Annotated in this window: 20 protein-coding genes, 2 tRNA genes and 1 riboswitch; of the genes, 5 read left to right on the forward strand and 17 right to left on the reverse strand. The window is 27.7% G+C overall.

Annotated elements, in window-relative coordinates:
• Positions 1-139: 139 nt before the first annotated feature.
• The 3 genes from L1S46_RS07815 to L1S46_RS07825 all read right to left on the reverse strand — a co-directional run bounded on the left by L1S46_RS07815 (position 140) and on the right by L1S46_RS07825 (position 1,992).
• Positions 140-331 (reverse strand): alpha/beta-type small acid-soluble spore protein, encoded by a 192-nt coding sequence (locus L1S46_RS07815; protein ID WP_011967823.1) that lies wholly within the window; start codon positions 329-331, stop codon positions 140-142.
• Positions 332-545: 214 nt separating this feature from the next.
• On the reverse strand, positions 546-1,562 hold the full coding sequence (locus L1S46_RS07820) for a hypothetical protein (protein ID WP_238899697.1): 1,017 nt from the start codon (positions 1,560-1,562) through the stop codon (positions 546-548).
• A 355-nt stretch (positions 1,563-1,917) separates the two neighbouring features.
• Positions 1,918-1,992, reverse strand: a tRNA-Trp gene (locus tag L1S46_RS07825).
• A gap of 252 nt (positions 1,993-2,244) precedes the next feature.
• Between L1S46_RS07825 and L1S46_RS07830 the strand changes: the two genes are divergently transcribed.
• Positions 2,245-3,312 carry a nitronate monooxygenase gene (locus tag L1S46_RS07830; protein WP_011967821.1) on the forward strand — a complete coding sequence of 356 codons (1,068 nt, stop codon included), beginning with the start codon at positions 2,245-2,247 and terminating at the stop codon, positions 3,310-3,312.
• 97 nt (positions 3,313-3,409) lie between these two features.
• Here L1S46_RS07830 and L1S46_RS07835 read toward each other — a convergent pair whose 3' ends face one another.
• The 3 genes from L1S46_RS07835 to L1S46_RS07845 all read right to left on the reverse strand — a co-directional run bounded on the left by L1S46_RS07835 (position 3,410) and on the right by L1S46_RS07845 (position 5,166).
• Positions 3,410-3,790: a RidA family protein gene (locus tag L1S46_RS07835; protein ID WP_011967820.1), complete on the reverse strand. Its 381-nt coding sequence runs from the start codon at positions 3,788-3,790 to the stop codon at positions 3,410-3,412.
• Between the two features lie 208 nt (positions 3,791-3,998).
• Positions 3,999-4,073: transfer RNA gene (locus tag L1S46_RS07840), tRNA-Trp, on the reverse strand.
• A 190-nt stretch (positions 4,074-4,263) separates the two neighbouring features.
• Positions 4,264-5,166: a zinc ABC transporter substrate-binding protein gene (locus L1S46_RS07845; protein WP_077839228.1), complete on the reverse strand. Its 903-nt coding sequence runs from the start codon at positions 5,164-5,166 to the stop codon at positions 4,264-4,266.
• 446 nt (positions 5,167-5,612) lie between these two features.
• On the opposite strand from L1S46_RS07845, the gene tsaE reads away from it, so the two are divergent.
• The 3 genes from tsaE to rimI are packed head-to-tail and all read left to right on the forward strand — an operon-like array spanning position 5,613 to position 7,245.
• Positions 5,613-6,074 (forward strand): tRNA (adenosine(37)-N6)-threonylcarbamoyltransferase complex ATPase subunit type 1 TsaE, encoded by a 462-nt coding sequence (gene tsaE, locus L1S46_RS07850; RefSeq protein WP_011967818.1) that lies wholly within the window; start codon positions 5,613-5,615, stop codon positions 6,072-6,074.
• On the forward strand, positions 6,071-6,805 hold the full coding sequence (gene tsaB / locus L1S46_RS07855) for a tRNA (adenosine(37)-N6)-threonylcarbamoyltransferase complex dimerization subunit type 1 TsaB (RefSeq protein WP_041893893.1): 735 nt from the start codon (positions 6,071-6,073) through the stop codon (positions 6,803-6,805). The genes tsaE and tsaB overlap by 4 nt, the downstream gene beginning before the upstream one ends.
• Positions 6,805-7,245 (forward strand): ribosomal protein S18-alanine N-acetyltransferase, encoded by a 441-nt coding sequence (rimI, locus tag L1S46_RS07860; protein ID WP_238899698.1) that lies wholly within the window; start codon positions 6,805-6,807, stop codon positions 7,243-7,245. Before tsaB ends, rimI begins: the two co-directional genes overlap by 1 nt.
• Before the next feature lie 152 nt (positions 7,246-7,397).
• On the opposite strand, the gene L1S46_RS07865 is transcribed toward rimI, so the two are convergent.
• From L1S46_RS07865 to L1S46_RS07900, 8 genes are all read right to left on the reverse strand, one after another.
• Complete coding sequence (locus L1S46_RS07865) at positions 7,398-8,162, reverse strand: DeoR/GlpR family DNA-binding transcription regulator (protein WP_023974877.1); 765 nt, start codon at positions 8,160-8,162, stop codon at positions 7,398-7,400.
• Positions 8,163-8,358: 196 nt separating this feature from the next.
• Positions 8,359-8,520 carry a rubredoxin gene (gene rd / locus L1S46_RS07870; protein WP_023974876.1) on the reverse strand — a complete coding sequence of 54 codons (162 nt, stop codon included), beginning with the start codon at positions 8,518-8,520 and terminating at the stop codon, positions 8,359-8,361.
• A gap of 779 nt (positions 8,521-9,299) precedes the next feature.
• Positions 9,300-9,881, reverse strand: coding sequence for an ECF transporter S component (locus tag L1S46_RS07875; protein WP_238899699.1), 582 nt, complete (start codon positions 9,879-9,881; stop codon positions 9,300-9,302).
• 190 nt (positions 9,882-10,071) lie between these two features.
• A riboswitch (FMN riboswitch) is annotated at positions 10,072-10,189 on the reverse strand.
• Between the two features lie 163 nt (positions 10,190-10,352).
• Positions 10,353-10,742, reverse strand: coding sequence for a hemerythrin family protein (locus L1S46_RS07880; RefSeq protein ID WP_011967812.1), 390 nt, complete (start codon positions 10,740-10,742; stop codon positions 10,353-10,355).
• Positions 10,743-11,058: 316 nt separating this feature from the next.
• Positions 11,059-11,685: a bifunctional 4-hydroxy-2-oxoglutarate aldolase/2-dehydro-3-deoxy-phosphogluconate aldolase gene (locus tag L1S46_RS07885; RefSeq protein ID WP_238899700.1), complete on the reverse strand. Its 627-nt coding sequence runs from the start codon at positions 11,683-11,685 to the stop codon at positions 11,059-11,061.
• Positions 11,686-11,774: 89 nt separating this feature from the next.
• Positions 11,775-12,722, reverse strand: a complete 948-nt coding sequence (locus tag L1S46_RS07890) for a sugar kinase (protein WP_011967810.1) — start codon at positions 12,720-12,722, stop codon at positions 11,775-11,777.
• A gap of 136 nt (positions 12,723-12,858) precedes the next feature.
• Positions 12,859-13,641: a 2-dehydro-3-deoxy-D-gluconate 5-dehydrogenase KduD gene (gene kduD / locus L1S46_RS07895; RefSeq protein ID WP_077304101.1), complete on the reverse strand. Its 783-nt coding sequence runs from the start codon at positions 13,639-13,641 to the stop codon at positions 12,859-12,861.
• A 3-nt stretch (positions 13,642-13,644) separates the two neighbouring features.
• Complete coding sequence (locus tag L1S46_RS07900; RefSeq protein WP_238899701.1) at positions 13,645-13,782, reverse strand: hypothetical protein; 138 nt, start codon at positions 13,780-13,782, stop codon at positions 13,645-13,647.
• 102 nt (positions 13,783-13,884) lie between these two features.
• Here L1S46_RS07900 and L1S46_RS07905 point away from each other — a divergent pair, with 102 nt between their 5' ends.
• On the forward strand, positions 13,885-14,694 hold the full coding sequence (locus L1S46_RS07905; RefSeq protein ID WP_236895664.1) for an IclR family transcriptional regulator: 810 nt from the start codon (positions 13,885-13,887) through the stop codon (positions 14,692-14,694).
• A gap of 243 nt (positions 14,695-14,937) precedes the next feature.
• On the opposite strand, the gene L1S46_RS07910 is transcribed toward L1S46_RS07905, so the two are convergent.
• From L1S46_RS07910 to L1S46_RS07920, 3 genes are all read right to left on the reverse strand, one after another.
• Positions 14,938-15,750: a Cof-type HAD-IIB family hydrolase gene (locus L1S46_RS07910; protein WP_238899702.1), complete on the reverse strand. Its 813-nt coding sequence runs from the start codon at positions 15,748-15,750 to the stop codon at positions 14,938-14,940.
• Between the two features lie 131 nt (positions 15,751-15,881).
• On the reverse strand, positions 15,882-16,499 hold the full coding sequence (locus tag L1S46_RS07915) for a DeoR/GlpR family DNA-binding transcription regulator (protein ID WP_238899703.1): 618 nt from the start codon (positions 16,497-16,499) through the stop codon (positions 15,882-15,884).
• A 301-nt stretch (positions 16,500-16,800) separates the two neighbouring features.
• Entirely contained in the window at positions 16,801-17,268 is a 468-nt protein-coding gene (locus L1S46_RS07920) for a methylated-DNA--[protein]-cysteine S-methyltransferase (protein WP_011967805.1), read from the reverse strand.
• Positions 17,269-17,533: the final 265 nt, after the last annotated feature.

The raw sequence follows: 17,533 nt of genomic DNA on the forward strand, positions 1-17,533 counted from the left end.
TATAATTCAAACCTCTATATAATATTTGCTCAAAAAACAGGAGATGTATTATACCTTTGTATAATACATCTCCCATTTTTTAGAATATGATTAGATTATCCTAACATACATAGAATCAATATTAAATTATAAAATTTCATTAGATTCTATGTTCATATTCTTCTACCATTCTTTTTACCATTTCTCCGCCTACTGAACCACATTGTCTAGAACTCAAGTTACCATTGTATTCTTTAAATGGTATTCCTAGTTCTTGAGCTACTTCGTCCTTGAATTTTTCCAAGCCACGTCTTGCTTCTGGAACTAATGTCCTATTATTGTTGTTTGACATAACGATCCCCTCCTCGGCTAATTGATAGAATCAGTAAACAAAACTCTAAAAATTTTATCTACCGATAATAGTATTTTAACCTTACGATTATTTATTATTCTCATTAATATAAGGACATTTTTCAATATTTATCCTCTATTAAATATTAAAATAGAAATCTCTACTCAATATAAATTTATCGATTTTACTATTGCACTACTAAATTCAATTTATTCTATACAACTATCTCTTTAAATGTTGTTTCTATATCTCTTTTTATATCAGTAAATATATCACTCTTATCTTTAATAAAAGAATTTAGCAAATCAATTGTTATTGAATTAAATTCAATAATATCTTTATCTGTAATTAAATTATCAGCCTTGCCTCTTTGTAAATACTTATTCATATCCTTAAAGAATCTATACACTTCATCTTTAATTAAATCCTTTGACATTAAGTCTTCTTTCATATTTAATAATCTTTTTCTAATATCTAATGCTTTTAATGGAAATAGTAAATACATATTTTTTTCGCTTAATTGCTTAAAATCATATTTCCATCCTTTGATTATATTAATTGTATAATCTAGATTTTTTTCCTTAGCTTCTGATTTAATTGGATACACATCAGGAACTTCAATATTGGAATTCAATATTATCATTGATTTAGAATACTTATGCTTCAAAGCATATTCACTTTTATTTACACTTTTCCTCTTTTTTGCATTAAGGCTTATTACATTGTGATTATTCGATAAATTTACCTTAGTTATCATTATTGCTATATTTTCGGCATCATTAACGTGAAACTGTACCCTGTATTCAAACTTCCTATACTCATCTTCTGCTAGTATCTTCAAATCATAATTTGAATCTTCTAACTTAATATCTTCATTTATATCTATATTTTTTTTAGTCTTATTATATTTCATTCTCGCATCCATATTTAAATCATCATTATATAATGAATTTACAAGCTCAATTATTGTTGTATTATTTAACAAAAAAATTCTCTCAATAATTTTATTTAGGTTCTTTATACCACCATTCTTATTGAATTCCTCATTATGTCTTATTTTCGAATTATTAGCTTCATCATCTTCTTTGAAGCAATTAAACTTCTCTCTAAAAGATATATAGGACTTATTGCTTTCTTTTTCATTAATAGTATTATTAGTTGATTTTGCCAATCTATTTTTATTCTCTATTCCTTTTTTTCTAACTTCGTTTAGCAAAACTAATTTATTCATATCGTATTCCACCTCACAATGGATTATTACCATAATATGTCTTCAATATTCAAATATTGAATGTATTTTATAATAGCTCATTCACAAGACACAAAATAGTTTTTATAAATACATAATTATTTATGTTTACATATAGTTCATTATATTAATAAAATTATATACTTTTTCTGGGAAAGGTCAAGTTATTTTCTACATTTTATACTAAATTATTCTCTTTTTACTTATTTTTAGCTAATTATTTACACGGATATACAAACCAATCAGATGCATTTCTGTAACTCTAAAATATACTTTTTTTATAAGCCATACATTTTTGTACATAAAAAAGCCGTAGTACAACGTACTACGACCTTTGTGGCAGGGGCAGTAGGATTTGAACCCACAACCAATGGTTTTGGAGACCACTACTCTACCGTTGAGCCATACCCCTAAGACATTAAGTATTGTATCATGTGTTTATCATTTATGTCAACAATTTTATTATTTTAATTTTTAGTAATCATTCAAATCAATAAATTATTATAATAATCTTAACACCCCAATGCACCAAACAAACTTAACTAAATAGTAGTTTTTTTAAATACTTCTTGTTTAACTACTCATATTATTTTATAATAAAATATAATACTTTGATAGTCAAAATATTTTATTGTCGAATTTTTCGTGAAAGGATATATGTAAAATGAATTTTAATTCTCTTAAAATTGGAAATTTAGTTGCTCCTATTCCTATTATTCAAGGGGGTATGGGAATTGGTGTTTCATCTTCTAATTTAGCTGCTGCTGTTGCTAATGCTGGTGGAATTGGAATCATCTCTGCTGCACAACTTGGTTATAATGAAGATGACTTTGAAAAGAACCCTTTAGAGGCGAATTTAAGGGCTTTAAAAAAACATATTACTATTGCTAAAGCTAAAGCAGTAAATGGCATTATAGGTATTAATGCTATGGTAGCAACTAATAATTATGAAGATCATATAAAAACTGCAATAGAAGCTGGAGTTGATTTAATAATCTCTGGTGCAGGACTTCCTACTATGTTACCTAAAATAGTAAAGAATTCCTCTGTAAAGATTGCACCAATAGTTTCTTCTTTAAAAGCAGCAAAAGTAATTTTGAAACTTTGGGATAAGCACGATAATGTAGCTCCAGATCTTGTTGTAATTGAGGGACCAAAAGCCGGCGGTCATTTGGGCTTTAAAGTTGAAGAGTTAGAAGATGAAAATTTAGATTTTGATAAATCTGTTGTAGATATAATAAATGAAACAAAGAAGTACGCTGAAAAGTATAATAAAGAAATCCCAGTAGTAGTTGCTGGCGGTGTTTTTGATGGATATGATATTGCTAAATATTTAAAATTAGGTGCTAGCGGCGTTCAAATGGCAACGAGATTTGTAGCAACTGAAGAATGTGATGCTTCGGATGAGTTTAAAAATGCCTATGTTAATTGTAACAAAGATGATATTCAAATAGTAAAAAGTCCCGTTGGAATGCCAGGTAGAGCTATGAAGAATACATTTGTAAAGAAAACTAGCTCTGAGAGAGAGAAAATAACTCATTGTTATAATTGTTTAACACCTTGCAACCCTGCTAATACACCTTATTGTATAAGCAAAGCTTTAATAAATGCAGTAAAGGGTAACCTTGATGAAGGTCTCATATTCTGTGGTGAAAATGCAAGCAGAATAACAAAAATCACAACAGTGAAAGAGCTTATGGACGAATTAGTATCTGAAATTAAGAAAGCTTAAAAAATAGACTATTTCAAAGAACTTCCTTATCACGAGGATATCTTTGAGATAGTCTATTTTATTTACAATAATATTATTTTAGCATTTCATCTATAAACTATACATTTTTGAAAGCTATTACTTCAACCTCGCATAATACTCCTTTAGGAAGCTCCTTTACGGCAACGCATGAACGTGCTGGATTACTAACAAAATACTTAGCATATACTTCATTAAAGCTAGCAAAATCACTCATATTTGCAATAAAGCAAGTAGTCTTAATTACATTTTCAAAATTAATATCATTAGCTTCTAATATAGCTGATATATTTTTCATTACTTGAGTTGCCTGCTCTTTTATATTACTTCCTACAACCTCACCAGTTGATGGATCCAACGGTATTTGTCCTGATGTAAATAATATATTTCCAAATCCTATTGCCTGAGAATATGGTCCAATTGCTGCTGGTGCCTTTTTTGTATTTGTTACTTCTAACATTTTATAATCCCTCCAAATCAAAATTAAGTTATATTAATTTACTTTTTATTAATACCATCATTATTTATATCTATTGATTTAAATTCATATCTCTAATAGGGAAAATTAAGTATTATAAATAAGGATTTCCTTATGATCCTAATTCTTTGTTGTTGTAATCAAATTTTTTTATATAAAAAAATCGTAGTACAATGTACTACGATTTTTGTGGCAGGGGCAGTAGGATTTGAACCCACAACCAATGGTTTTGGAGACCACTACTCTACCGTTGAGCCATACCCCTAAGACAATAATCATTATATAACATATCTATAAAGAAAGCAACATATTTTTATAATTAATTAATTATCAGAAAATAAGACTACACTAAATATAAAATACTTTATATTTGTATCCAAATTTTAAAGATTCCTTAGTGTAGTATATAATCACATCTAGTAATAAAAATAAGAACAAATCCCAAATAAGTAATTCTATTTTGCATTACTAGAATTTACGACTTCATTAGGCTTAGCCCATTTTGACAATTCTTTTATATTGTATAAAATCAAATCATCAAAAGACATATCTCCATAATATTTCCACAACTTTATAGTATTATAACCTGACAAATCTAATTTTGTTCCTTTTTCACCATCAACTATTATTATTATCTTTTTAGGATCTAAATTATTAATCTTTATGAACTCACTTAACTCATGATTATCAAGCTGAATAGTGTTTAAATTTAAAGACTTAGTTAAATAATCAAAATCATTATTTAATGTAATAAATTTATATTCACTTAAGGATTTTATTTTCTCACTATATTCCTTTATGCTAGTATCAAAATTTTTGATAGCTTCATTATAATTTTCCTCATAATAATCTCTATTTTGAGGATCTCTATCTTGAATAGCTGCTTTTACATTGTATAATGCTATTTTATACTCTTCTATACCTTCAAAATAGTAAGGATTTTCTTTAGTGTCATTATCGTGCCCATAATTTAATAATTTTATGCCTCTAGCTAAATTTATTATCCCAAGATTTCCTTTCTTCAATTCACTAATTAGTGAATCACTCCATGGTTCAAAAGATGTACCAGAATATATAAATAAATCCATATTGGATATATTATTTAAAACATCTTCACTATATTTAAATTCACTAATATCTTTCTCATTAGTAAACATATACTCTGCATTATTCTTTTCCTTTATAATTTTTTTAACCATATAATATTGTGGTTTATTAACTGTCATTATATTTAGATATTTATCTCTGCTTTCAGTTCTATTATTCTCAGTATTAGCTAATAAAGGATTTGAAAAAAAACTCATACCAAAAGACAATGCTATGGTTATTATCACCATGGCAAAGGTAATTTTCTTCAAAGACAAGTCACCTCCAAAATTTAACTGACTTCATTCATAACTTTCTTTTTAATATGTACTGTAATTAATTTCTTAAGTTAATTATTAATTAACATTTATTAGGTTAAACATAAAATAATTCACTTTTATACATTGAATTATATATGTTACCTCCGTAATTAATCTGTTAATTAAATTTTAGCATATACCTGTTCTTATTATACCAACTAATTTAAAATAAATATATACAAATTTATTACATTTTTTTGAATGCTTATTTCCTGTTTTATATAATTAAATTAGTTAATACATTATTAATTTGCTTTTATGCAATTTTGAGATAAAATAAAAAGATGAGAGTTTTTAGATTTAACAATTATTAGGTTCTATACATAATAACTATATGTAAGTTATTGATATAAAATTCTAATTAATAAGAATTAATTCTCACTTAAAGGAGGCACTTCATGGAATTTGAAATTTATAATGTAGATGATACTGCTAAATTAGGAATAAATTTAGGCAAATTATTAAATGCCGGTGATATAATCTGCTTAACTGGTGATTTAGGTGTAGGTAAGACTCATATTACAAAGGGCATAGCTAAAGGATTAGGCATTAACGATAATATTACTAGTCCAACATTTACTATAGTGAACGAATATGATAGCGGTCGATTAAAGCTCAATCATTTCGATGTTTATAGAGTAAGTGATCCTGATGAAATATATGCAATTGGATTTGATGATTATATATTTTCAGATGCAGTATCAATAATAGAGTGGGCAAATTATATAGAAGAAATTCTACCAAATGATTTACTTCATATAGATATAAAGAAAGATTACAGCAAAGGCGAAGATTATAGAAAAATCACGCTAAATGCTTATGGAAAAAGATATGATTATATAAAGGAGTTGAAAATATGATTATTCTTGCCGTAGATTCATCTTCTAAAGTGGCAACTGCTGCTTTGATGAAAGATGATAAACTACTTGGAGAAATTACATTAAACGATAAGAAAGAACACTCTATAATACTAATGTCTATAATTCAAGAGTTGCTAAACAATAACAACTTAAGTATTGATGATATTGATGGCTATGTTATTTCGAAGGGTCCCGGTTCATTTACTGGACTTAGAATAGGCATGGCAACAATAAAAGGTCTTAGCTTGGGAAGTAACAAGCCTTACATTAGTGTTTCTAGTTTAGATGCACTTGCATTTAGCGTATCTAATTTCGATGGTATAATATGCCCTATAATGGATGCTTTAAGAAATAGTGTTTATACTTCACTATATAAAGGAGAATATACTTGCTGCAATAACAATAATGCTTCAAATTTACCTATAAAATTGGAACGTCTATTAGATTATTCAGCATTGGATATTGATGAACTTATAGAAATAATTAAATCCAAAAATGAAAAAGTTATTTTTATAGGCGATGGTGTTGATAAATATAAAGATTATTTGATTGATAATTGTCCAAATTCATATTTTCCTCCTAATCACCTTAATTTAATTCGTGCCTCTTCATTAGGTGAAATAGGCAGTGCACTATTAAAGAACGGAGAATATGACGATCCAAATTCTGCTCCGGTTTATCTCAAAAAATCTCAGGCTGAAAGAGAATACGAGCAAAGGATGAGATTATAGTGAATATAGCTATAAATTTAATGAAAGAAGAAGATATAGATGAAATTTTAGATATAAGCTCGTTGAGCTTTTCTATATGCTGGAGCAAAAATTCTTATATACAGGAACTAACCAATCCTGTTGCTAAATATTTTGTTGCTAAAGTTGATAATAAAGTTGTAGGATTTGCTGGAACATGGATAGTATTGGATGAGGCTCATATAACAAACATAGCAACACATCCAAACTATCGAAAACAAGGGATAGCCTCTAAAATCCTAGAAGAATTAATATCTTATTGTAAATCTCAAGGGTGTGTAGCATATACTCTCGAAGTTAGAAAAAGTAACGCCGCTGCCAAAGCCCTTTATGAAAAATATAACTTTAAACAAGAGGGAATTCGAAAAGGGTACTATGAAGATAACAAGGAAGATGCTATTTTAATGTGGTTAAAGGAGTAATATCTCAATTACAAATTTCTGTGCTTAGGTAAACATATCAAAGAGACAATTCATGCAATCATTATGTTCAAATTGCATAAATTGTCTCTTTACACTTATCATCAATTTATATGTAGCAAAAAACTACCTCTAATAATTGATTTACTTATATTCTATATCAATTCAATTTCATTACTTTCTAACACATCTATAATTGGTTGATTAGGCTTTTCATCCGTTATTATAGCATTTATATCATCAATCATTGCAAATTTATAATTACCATCTACAAAAAATTTCTTGTTCTCCATAACTAAAAATGTCTTTTTACTCGATTGTATTATTGTGGCCTTAGTAATTCCATCCTCAATTTCAAAAGTAGTTATACTTTTATCAAAGGCATCAATTCCACAACTTCCTATAAAAGATTTATCAAATTTATATTTTTTAATAAAATCATTAGTTGAAGATCCAATAAAACCATTAAGAGATTTATTTAAAACCCCAGCCGCAACTACAACAGTAATATTATTGGCTGCCTTTGCTAAAATATTTGCTATCTCCAACATATTGGTTACTACGGTTATTCTTTTTTGAGTTGTTAAAATAGATTTAGCTATAAGAATATTAATTGTTGATAAATCTAAAAATATAGTTTCCCTATCTTGTATTAGTTCTAAGGCTTTCTTAGCAATTATGCTTTTAGTTGAAATATCTATCTTCTCTCTTTCTGAAATGTCATACAACTGCGATGATTCCCTTATTTGAATCGCACCTCCATACGTCCTTTTCAGCTTTCCTGCATGCTCCAGTTGTTTTAAATCTTTTCTAATACAATCTTCTGTCACATTAAACTTTTTGCTTAAATCCTTAACTTTAACTTTTCCATATGTATTTAGAATATTTAATATTTCGTTTAGTCTCTCTTCTGTAAACATATCTATGCATTCTCCCATTTTTTATTATTTAGGACCTTGTGGTAAATAATTAATCTAAATATATTATAAGGGACTTTCAAAATATAACAAAATTATTTTGATAGCCCCTTATATCTATTGTTTTTAAATATTTTATTCTTATTTATAAATTTTCTAAAATAATTATATAGTCAAATTTAAATTAAAACAATATCTACTATTGTTCTTTTTCAAAATCTGATTTTGGAACTCCACATAATGGGCAAACCCAATCGTCTGGGATATCTTCAAATTTTGTTCCTGGTGCAACTCCATTATCTGGATCACCTGCTGCCTCATCATAAATATAACCACATACTGTACAAATATATTTTTCCATAAAAAAACCTCCCTTAGATTTGATAATTAAATATTAATAAATACATATCTTACTATGTTAATTTATCATCTTGTAAAATATATATCAATTAAGCGCTTCTGCATTTATTGTGATGAGCTAATTAGAACGATCTTTAGTTTAAAAGTTTCTATAATTATATCATTTTTGTGACTTCTTGCAGAGTTAATAATTTAACTACTACCTCTCTCTATTATTACTTGTTATTCCTTATGATATACATTTAGCCATCTATCTTGTTCCATTTCACATACTATCATAAATTATTGTAATCTCATTTTTTTATATTCACTTGATCATTAAATATCTTCTTTAATCTTTAAATATTTTCTATATATATAATACCAAATAATGCATTATTAATCAATAATTATTATTAATTAATTTTAATTTTCTATCATATGAATTTATTTTATAACCTTTTGAACAATAAATATTAATACATATAAAAACTATAATATATCTATCTGTTTAACGTTAATTATTTATATATTATTATAACCATTATGCTAAATTAAATCTAAATTATAAAATTTAAAAGGAGAAAGCACTCATCTTTATGTGAGTAGTTGCTATTAAAATTTGATCTGATATTAAATGAGTAATCATCTTTAGCTTATTTAATAATCATGTTAAAAATCAATTTAATATTAATGTTTATATATAACATTAAATTTATATACCAACCAATATACAATAAAAAGCTGTAACAAAATTCGAATTATTTTGTTACAGCTTTTTCTGCTTATATTATTTTAAAATTATACAATTTTTGTCTTATTTTCTGGACTGCCAAAGTTTGGTTCAACCTTAAAAATTGAAACAGATACTTTTTTGTATAGAATATATGTTAATACCGACACCATAACCGCCTTTACTCCATTGAAAGCTAGTAATGCCAAAACATAATTCTGTAACATATCCGCTGGCATCTTCATCCCATAAGCTGGCAATAATAAATATATGTTACCCACGATTCCCATTGCCTCCATTGCAATTCCACCTATTATCATTCCTAATATTGCATTTTTCTTATTCTTATTTCTATAGTAGATAAATGATGCTGGTAAAATTAATGCTGCTCCAAACAAGAAGTTTGCTGTCTCTCCAACAAAACCTGTTTGACTTCCTCTGATTAATGGAACCAAAAGATTTTTTATTAATTCTATTATCACCCCTGCTACAGGGCCAAATCCGAAAGCACCCAACAATGCTGGTACATCACTTAGATCTATCTTAAGCCATGGAAACGCAGGTATTATTGGAAAATCAAAATACATAAGTATAATTGCAATTGCTGATAATAAAGAGATTTTGATTAATTTACTTGTTTTTTCATTCATATTCTTTGCCTCCCAAAAGATTATCTTCTTGGTGTAGCTTATTAGGAATTTAGTGTCAAAGTATTCTTAGTACATTAGTTACTCCTGAACTATTTGCAATACTTAATAAAAAAAACAAAAAAACCTGATGTAAAATACATCAGGGCATACATTCAGCAAGTAATAATAGATCAACTTTCAATTCCTAATAGGTTACCTTCTTTCATCCAGACTATACTGTCGGCCTCGGAGTTACACCGAATCTGCTTTCTTAAAAGCTCGCGGGCTATACCGCCGGTAGGGATTTACACCCTGCCCTGAAGATATATATTTTATTTTCTTTATTATATAACTTTAATCAATACTTTGCAACATCTATTTGAGCACTTTTTACATTTCTAAATTTTTAATAAAAAAAGAGTAAGATTTCTATATCTCACCCTCACCGCAAAATAATTATAATAAAAATTTAAACGTTTTATTATAATTATATTATTCTCCTATAAGCTTATCGGTTTTTAATATATGCTCTGTTAACCAATCATTTAAAAAATTCAAAAGTTTTATTAAACTTTCATCTTGATTTTCATCAATATTTTTATAATCGATTTCTTCAAGACTCTTAATAAATTTATCATGCTCAATCTTTTGAGTAAAGAGTCTTTTATAGTTTATACTTTTCATATATTCTTCTTCTGATTTAAAATGAAAAATTGTATAATCCTTCAGTTCGTCCATAATATGTATTATCTTATCATACTTATCAATTGCAAATTCATCTTTTAACAGCGTATAAGCTTGATCTGCTAATTCAAAAAGCTTTTTGTGTTGCTCATCAATCTGATCAATTCCGATTTTGTATTCTTCCTTCATTTCATACATGTATAATACCTTCTTTCTACTCATTATTTTAATCATACTCGGTTCATTTTTTATTAATATATCATTTTTTTAATATAAAGTCACTACACTTAGTCTTTTATTCAATAGATAAATTTCTAAATATAAATTGCAAATTGATATTATTTAACCCTACATTTTAAATAATATTAATAGTATCTGTTGCTTTCTAAAACAATCTGCCTTTTAACATAACTATTTTATAAATATCTAAAAAAATAGCTCAGAAAATCATTAATAAAAAAAGATTGAAAGCACTTAATCAATAAAATTAAGTGCTTTCAATCTTTACTGAAAATTATAAATTTTCAACTTTACTTATAACATCTGCGCAATATTCTTTTACACCTGCAGCACCGTTGCTTTTATAAACTTTATTTAAATCACTACCTATACCGCTACAATCTGCTCCTGCTTGTATCCATTCACTTATATTATCTTTGTTTACTCCTCCAGTAGGCATAACGCTAAGGTCTGGGAATATTGATTTTGCTGCCCCTATAAATGCCTTTCCAACAACATTACCTGGGAATACTTTGATAAATCTTAAACCTAATTTGTAAGCCTTATTTAACTCTGACATTGTCATTAATCCTGGAATTATTAATGCTTTTCTTTGATTTGCATAAGCAATTACATCTTCATCTATACAAGGAGAAACAATAAAATCAGAATTATTTTCGATACATGCATCTACAGCATCTTTTGTTAACACAGTTCCTGCACCAACACAAGCATTTTTATATTCTTCTTTCAATTCTTTTATTAACTTTGGCGCATTTGGTACACTCATAGTTACCTCTATAATTTTCATTCCGCCTTCGATTGCTGCTATACTTATTTCTTTTGCTTCTTCATATGTTTTAGTTCTAATAACAGCTACTGCCTTTTCTTCTTTTAATGTATTATAAATTTTTTCAAACATTATTTATTACACCTCATCTTTAATTTATTTTATTTAAAATTAATCTACATCATTCATAAAATACTTTATTAAATACAAATATATATTTCTTAACGTTCTATTTTCTTTGCTTGTCCTAAATGTACTAAAACATCATCATAGTAAGGTAGTCCCTCATTATCGCCTTCGACACCTACAACTAATGATCCAACTGCATTTGCAAATCTAACACAATCTTCTAGTGACTTACCTTTTAATAAGGCCGTTAAAAATCCTGCTGCAAATCCATCGCCTGCACCTACTGTATCAACTAAAGCTTTTGGCTTAATAGCTTCAATATCATAAATATTTTTACCATCTGACCCTATAGCTCCCTTGGCTCCTTTTTTAACTATCACTTTTTCTATTCCTTTGTTATGGAAAACTTTTATTGCCTCTTCTATATTTGTATCTCCCAATAATATCTCTATTTCTTCATCACCTATTAAAAGAATATCAACATAAGGTAAAAGTTTTTCTATATAGTTTTTTGCTTCTTCCTTAGTCCACATCTTTAATCTAATATTTGGGTCAAATGATATTATAAGATTATTCTTTTTAGCTAATTTTACTGCTTCTAATATAACTTCTCTATTATTTTCAGTTATTGAAGGAAAAACTCCTGTAATATGAAGAACTTTTGCATTTTTTATATATTCTTCATTCAATTTCTTTGCATCCATTGTACTAGTTGGAGATTTTTCTCTATAATAAAATGATCTACTTGATCCATCAGATAAAACTTCTCTAAAATATACTGAAGTTGGATATCCATCAACAAGTTGTACCTCTGATGTATCTATCCCTTCACCTCTTACAATCTTTAGTATATATTTTCCGAAATCATCATTTCCCAATCTACTTATCCATCCAGATTTTAACCCTAATCTTGCACATCCCATTGCAACATTTAATTCTGCTCCACCTACTTTTCTTTTGAATGTGTCACAAAATATTATTGGTCCCTTTTCTTGAGGGCACATTGCAATCATTGCATCTCCTATAGTAATTACGTCCATAAATAAATACACCACTTTCACTATATATTTGTTTTTAACCTTACCAAATAAGTTGGGGATAGATTTCTATATTCATACTTTTGATAAGGCCATTTTTAAATTTTAGTCAATATTTATATATAATTTTGAATACTGATTATCTTACTAACCATCCTCCATCAACTGCTAGAATATGACCATTAACATAATCAGATGCTCTGCTTGCTAAAAACACTACCGCTCCCATTAAGTCAGATGGTTCTGCCCATCTATCTGCTGGTATTCTTCCCTGTATTTCTGCATTTCTTTCTTTATCTGCCCTTATTGGTTCAGTATTTGCTGTCTTTATGTATCCAGGTGCTATCGCATTTATTTGAATATTTTTACTCGCTAATTCATTAGCAAATGCCTTTGTTATACCTGCAACTCCATGTTTACTTGCTGTATATGGAGGCACGAACTTTCCACCCTGAAATGATAACATAGACGCTATATTTATTATTTTACCAGAGCCTTGTTTAACCATTATTTTAGCAACTTCTTGGCTTAAGAAATATACAGCATTTAAATTAATATCCATAACTGCGTTCCAGTCCTCTTCTTTATAATCAAGAAGAGGTGTTCTTCTTATAGTTCCAGCGTTATTTACTAATATATCTACTTTCCCATAAGATTTCATCGCAGAATCAATCACATCTTGCCTTCCTTCTTTTTGTGTTAAATCTGCTTTCACGAATACTGCTTTTCTACCTTCTTTTTCTATCAATTCTCGTGTATCATCCCAATTATCACCGTGGGTAGAAATAACTAAATCTGCTCCTGCTTTAGCTAATGCAACTGCATATCCTTGTCCAAGACCTGTATTTCCTCCAGTAACTATTGCCACTTTTCCATCTAATCTAAAAAAGTCCATTGAAAACTGATTCAAAATGTTTTCCATTATCTATTCTCCCCTTTCCATATAAATATTTCCATCCTTACATGTATTATTAAATTTTTTCAACGCACGCCATCGTTCCGTATTGTGGAACGCCGTTTCATTTATTATCTTAATTCTAATATCATCACTTACAATTGTCAATGATACTGGTATAAAAATAAAATTTCCAACTTTTTATTTGTTAAAATTAAAATTAAACATTACAATGTAGTATAAAGATAAAACTATTTAGGAGGATTTTATATGTCAGAGGATTTAAGCAATCCAAACTTAGTTCAATCGGTGGAACGTGCTCTTGATATACTTGATTGCTTAGCCGAATATCCAAAAGGATGTGGAATTGCTGAATTGTCAAAAAATTTAGCTTTAAGCAAGAGTACCATACATAGAATAATTACAACTTTAAAATATAAAGAATATGTTACGCAAAATGCAGAAAACGATAAATATCAATTAGGAATTAAGCTTCTTAACTTATCTTCTTCTATAACAAATAGTATGGATTTAATAAATGTCGCTAGGCCTCATATATATGACTTTGCTAATAAGTTTGATGAAGTCATACATCTTTGCATTCCTGACGAGTCATTTACTAACATAATTTATGTAGATAAAGTATCTTCCGAAAATACTAGTAGAAATATAATAATGTCTTCTAGTATAGGAAAAAAAGCGCCTATTTATTGTACTGCTTCTGGTAAATTGATATTATCTCAATATTCTGATGATAAAATAAGAGAATTATTAAAAGATACAGAATTCATAAAATATGCAGAGAACACAATAACTGATATAAATGTTCTTATAGAAGAAATTCATGTTATAAGAAAGAACCTATATGCATTAGACAATATTGAATACGATACGGGTGTTATATGCATAGCTGTTCCTATTTTTGATAGAACCAATAAAATTATTGCTGCAACCAGTCTCTCATCTGTAACACTATTTAATACTATGGATGATTTATTAAAATACAAAGAGGAATTTATGAATGTCGCTAAAAATATTAGTAGACTTATGGGATATGCGTATTATACAGATATAAAATAAATTTTTAAAATAAAAAATTAATAAATTTCAAATATAAAAAGACTGGAATTGAAATAAATTACATACATTTGCTTAAGTTTACAAATAAACATTACACAAATATATGTAATTCATTTCTATTTCACATAAATTAAATAACATGAGTTAAACTTAAATTTTTTTATACTTATTATCTATGCTTATTCATCTCTAAAAAAAGAATTTTATGAAAGTTCTAAATAAAACGGCTGTAAAACATTTTCTTTATTTCTTGTTGATAACATATTTTATCAGTGCTTCTGCTACCCCATCTTCATCATTAGTTAAGGTTACATCATCAGCATGTTTCTTCACATCTTCTGGAGCATTTCCCATCGCTACTCCAACTCCTGCATACTCTAACATATCAATGTCGTTATAATTGTCTCCCATTGCTATTATTTCTGATTTATCTATACTGAATTTCTTTTGTAAACGGGTAATTGCAGATGTTTTTGATGCCTTTATAGGCATAATTTCTAAGTATGTTGGCTTTGAAGGATATATATTTAAATCATTAGCATAAATATTTTCTTTTAAGAAGTTTATTTCTTTTGGATTAGACATACATAAAATCTTACTTGGTCCTACTCCTTCTCTTTTCCAATGTTCTATTAATTTATTAAAATCAATAATATTAGGAATGATGCTAGTTATTTCACTTTCTTGTTTAGCCCAATAATCTAATTTTTCTATATACCATTCATCATCCTTATATAAACTCATATGAATGTTATTTTCACTTGTTAACTTATATATTTTCTCAAAATTAGAAACATCAATTGCCTCACTAGCCAATACACTATTATCTTTATCTAAGATTAAAGCACCACTATAGCATATAATTGGTTCCTCTATTCCAAGTTCTTCTTGAAGAAACCTTATTCCTTTTGGCATTCTAGCTGAAACTAAAATTACAGGTATTTTCTTATTATTTGCAACTTTATTTATAGTGCTTTTCACCTTTTCAGTTACTTCATGATTTGAATTTAACAAGGTTCCATCAATATCCAAGCAGACCATTCTAATTTTTTTCATTTATTCATCCCCCAACTATTTATAATAAAACGTCAAACTACTTATAATTACTTATGGCATTGAATATTTATAAGCAAATAAAACTCAATTTTATTCTCCTAAATAACACTACTTAAATTAATATGTTTTCTTTATATAATCACTAGACTTTTAGGATTAATTTTAATATTATGCAATTCCATAATGTTACTAAAAGAAGAAACCGATATTGGATCAACAATAATAATATCTGCCCGATCTAGGTTTAATCCTTTATAAAAGGCATCTTTTTCATACTTTTGATGTTCGGCAAGTAAAATAACCTTCTTAGCTCTTTTCACAATCTCCCCTTTAATATAAGCATCTTCTTCATCTTCATAATAAATACCATTACCTTTTATAGCTCCAGCTCCTATAAATGCCGCCTGAAATTCTATTCCGCTCAAATACTCATCATAATTCCTTCTATAGAAAAAGCGATTTTTCTTGTTAAATTTTCCATCAATCAAATTTACTACCATACCATTCTTTTCCAAAAGTATATTAAAATTATCTATGGAATGAGTAAATATGGTCGCTTTTTTATCTAAAGATCTTGAAAGAAATTCAATACTAGTAGAAACATCAAAAAAATACGTTTTATTGTTATGAATAAATTTCATTGCCTTTTCAACAATCTTAGTTTTTTCATTAACATTTAATTTCAACCTCTCCTTATATGAAAATATATTATCTTTATTAAAATTTTCATATCCTTCTTTCTCAATCATAAAATCACCCCCATAAGCAATTATAAGCATATTTAGTTATTTTTTCAATACTTATAAGCATTTTTAATCATCACTCACCTAAAATACCTTATATAATAATTATTTTTATCTTTACAACACTTCTTAAATACTTTTAAAAACCATCAAAATTAATTTAAATGTTAATTATTTGCACACTACAACTTTACTTAAAACAACATTCTTTATTTATCGTAAATAAAAAAAGCAAATCCTTATAAATAGTTTATTATTTATAAAGACTCGCTCACCTATATATTATTAAATCATGTTATTTTTCAAGTTATATTTTATAATCCTTCTCAATTTTAAGAAGCTTTTCCTTTATATTAAGGCCACCAGCATATCCAACCAATTTACCATTAGCACCAATTACTCTATGACAAGGTATTATAATTGGAATTGGATTTTTATTATTAGCCAAACCAACAGCTCTCGCCGCTTTCTCATTACCTACTATTTTAGCAATTTCACCATAACTCCTTGTTTCTCCAAAAGGAATCTCTTGTAGCGCACTCCATACTTTTCTTTGGAACTCCGTACCCTTAGGCGCTAATGGTAAATCAAAACAATTCCGCTCTCCTTCAAAAAACTCTTCCAATTGTTTTATAGCTTTTCGTAGTAACTCTGTTTCATTTCCTTCTATGTTAAGTTCATCTTTGTTTATGAAACAAATTTTTATAATTGCTGTCCCATTTTCCACTATGCTGATTTTTCCGATTTTAGTGTTATAATAATATACATTTTCCATAATACACTTCCTTTTCGCAATATTATTTTTTTCTATTACAATTAGAATAGGCGATTCTTCACACGCACACTTTTCCACTTCAAAAGCATATATTTTAAAAAACTTTCGCTAAAAAATCAGTATCATAACCCCAATGTCGCATCTATTGCTACACTCCTATTCTTCAAAATTCTTTAATTATATAGTGGGAAATCATGCTTATGTCGCTAACATACCTGAACATACTTTTTATTATCTCCATATAAAAAGTAATGTCTTTAATTAG

Origin of the sequence: Clostridium sp. YIM B02500 (assembly GCF_022324665.1) — a bacterium.
Taxonomy (GTDB): Bacteria; Bacillota; Clostridia; order Clostridiales; family Clostridiaceae; genus Clostridium; species Clostridium beijerinckii.

Excerpts from the sequence above, each read along its gene's own strand:
- L1S46_RS07915 (WP_238899703.1), bottom strand. The coding sequence starts at position 16,499 with ATGATTGAGAAAGAAGGATATGAAAATTTTAATAAAGATAATATATTT.
- L1S46_RS07820 (WP_238899697.1), bottom strand. The coding sequence starts at position 1,562 with ATGAATAAATTAGTTTTGCTAAACGAAGTTAGAAAAAAAGGAATAGAG.
- rd (WP_023974876.1), bottom strand. The coding sequence starts at position 8,520 with ATGGAAAAATATATTTGTACAGTATGTGGTTATATTTATGATGAGGCA.
- L1S46_RS07920 (WP_011967805.1), bottom strand. The coding sequence starts at position 17,268 with ATGGAAAATGTATATTATTATAACACTAAAATCGGAAAAATCAGCATA.
- L1S46_RS07890 (WP_011967810.1), bottom strand. The coding sequence starts at position 12,722 with ATGGACGTAATTACTATAGGAGATGCAATGATTGCAATGTGCCCTCAA.
- L1S46_RS07835 (WP_011967820.1), bottom strand. The coding sequence starts at position 3,790 with ATGTTAGAAGTAACAAATACAAAAAAGGCACCAGCAGCAATTGGACCA.
- L1S46_RS07865 (WP_023974877.1), bottom strand. The coding sequence starts at position 8,162 with ATGTTTACAGAAGAGAGACTAAACGAAATATTAAATATTCTAAATACA.
- tsaB (WP_041893893.1), top strand. The coding sequence starts at position 6,071 with ATGATTATTCTTGCCGTAGATTCATCTTCTAAAGTGGCAACTGCTGCT.
- kduD (WP_077304101.1), bottom strand. The coding sequence starts at position 13,641 with ATGGAAAACATTTTGAATCAGTTTTCAATGGACTTTTTTAGATTAGAT.
- tsaE (WP_011967818.1), top strand. The coding sequence starts at position 5,613 with ATGGAATTTGAAATTTATAATGTAGATGATACTGCTAAATTAGGAATA.
- L1S46_RS07830 (WP_011967821.1), top strand. The coding sequence starts at position 2,245 with ATGAATTTTAATTCTCTTAAAATTGGAAATTTAGTTGCTCCTATTCCT.
- L1S46_RS07885 (WP_238899700.1), bottom strand. The coding sequence starts at position 11,685 with ATGTTTGAAAAAATTTATAATACATTAAAAGAAGAAAAGGCAGTAGCT.
- L1S46_RS07905 (WP_236895664.1), top strand. The coding sequence starts at position 13,885 with ATGTCAGAGGATTTAAGCAATCCAAACTTAGTTCAATCGGTGGAACGT.
- L1S46_RS07875 (WP_238899699.1), bottom strand. The coding sequence starts at position 9,881 with ATGAATGAAAAAACAAGTAAATTAATCAAAATCTCTTTATTATCAGCA.
- L1S46_RS07815 (WP_011967823.1), bottom strand. The coding sequence starts at position 331 with ATGTCAAACAACAATAATAGGACATTAGTTCCAGAAGCAAGACGTGGC.
- L1S46_RS07910 (WP_238899702.1), bottom strand. The coding sequence starts at position 15,750 with ATGAAAAAAATTAGAATGGTCTGCTTGGATATTGATGGAACCTTGTTA.
- L1S46_RS07880 (WP_011967812.1), bottom strand. The coding sequence starts at position 10,742 with ATGTATGAAATGAAGGAAGAATACAAAATCGGAATTGATCAGATTGAT.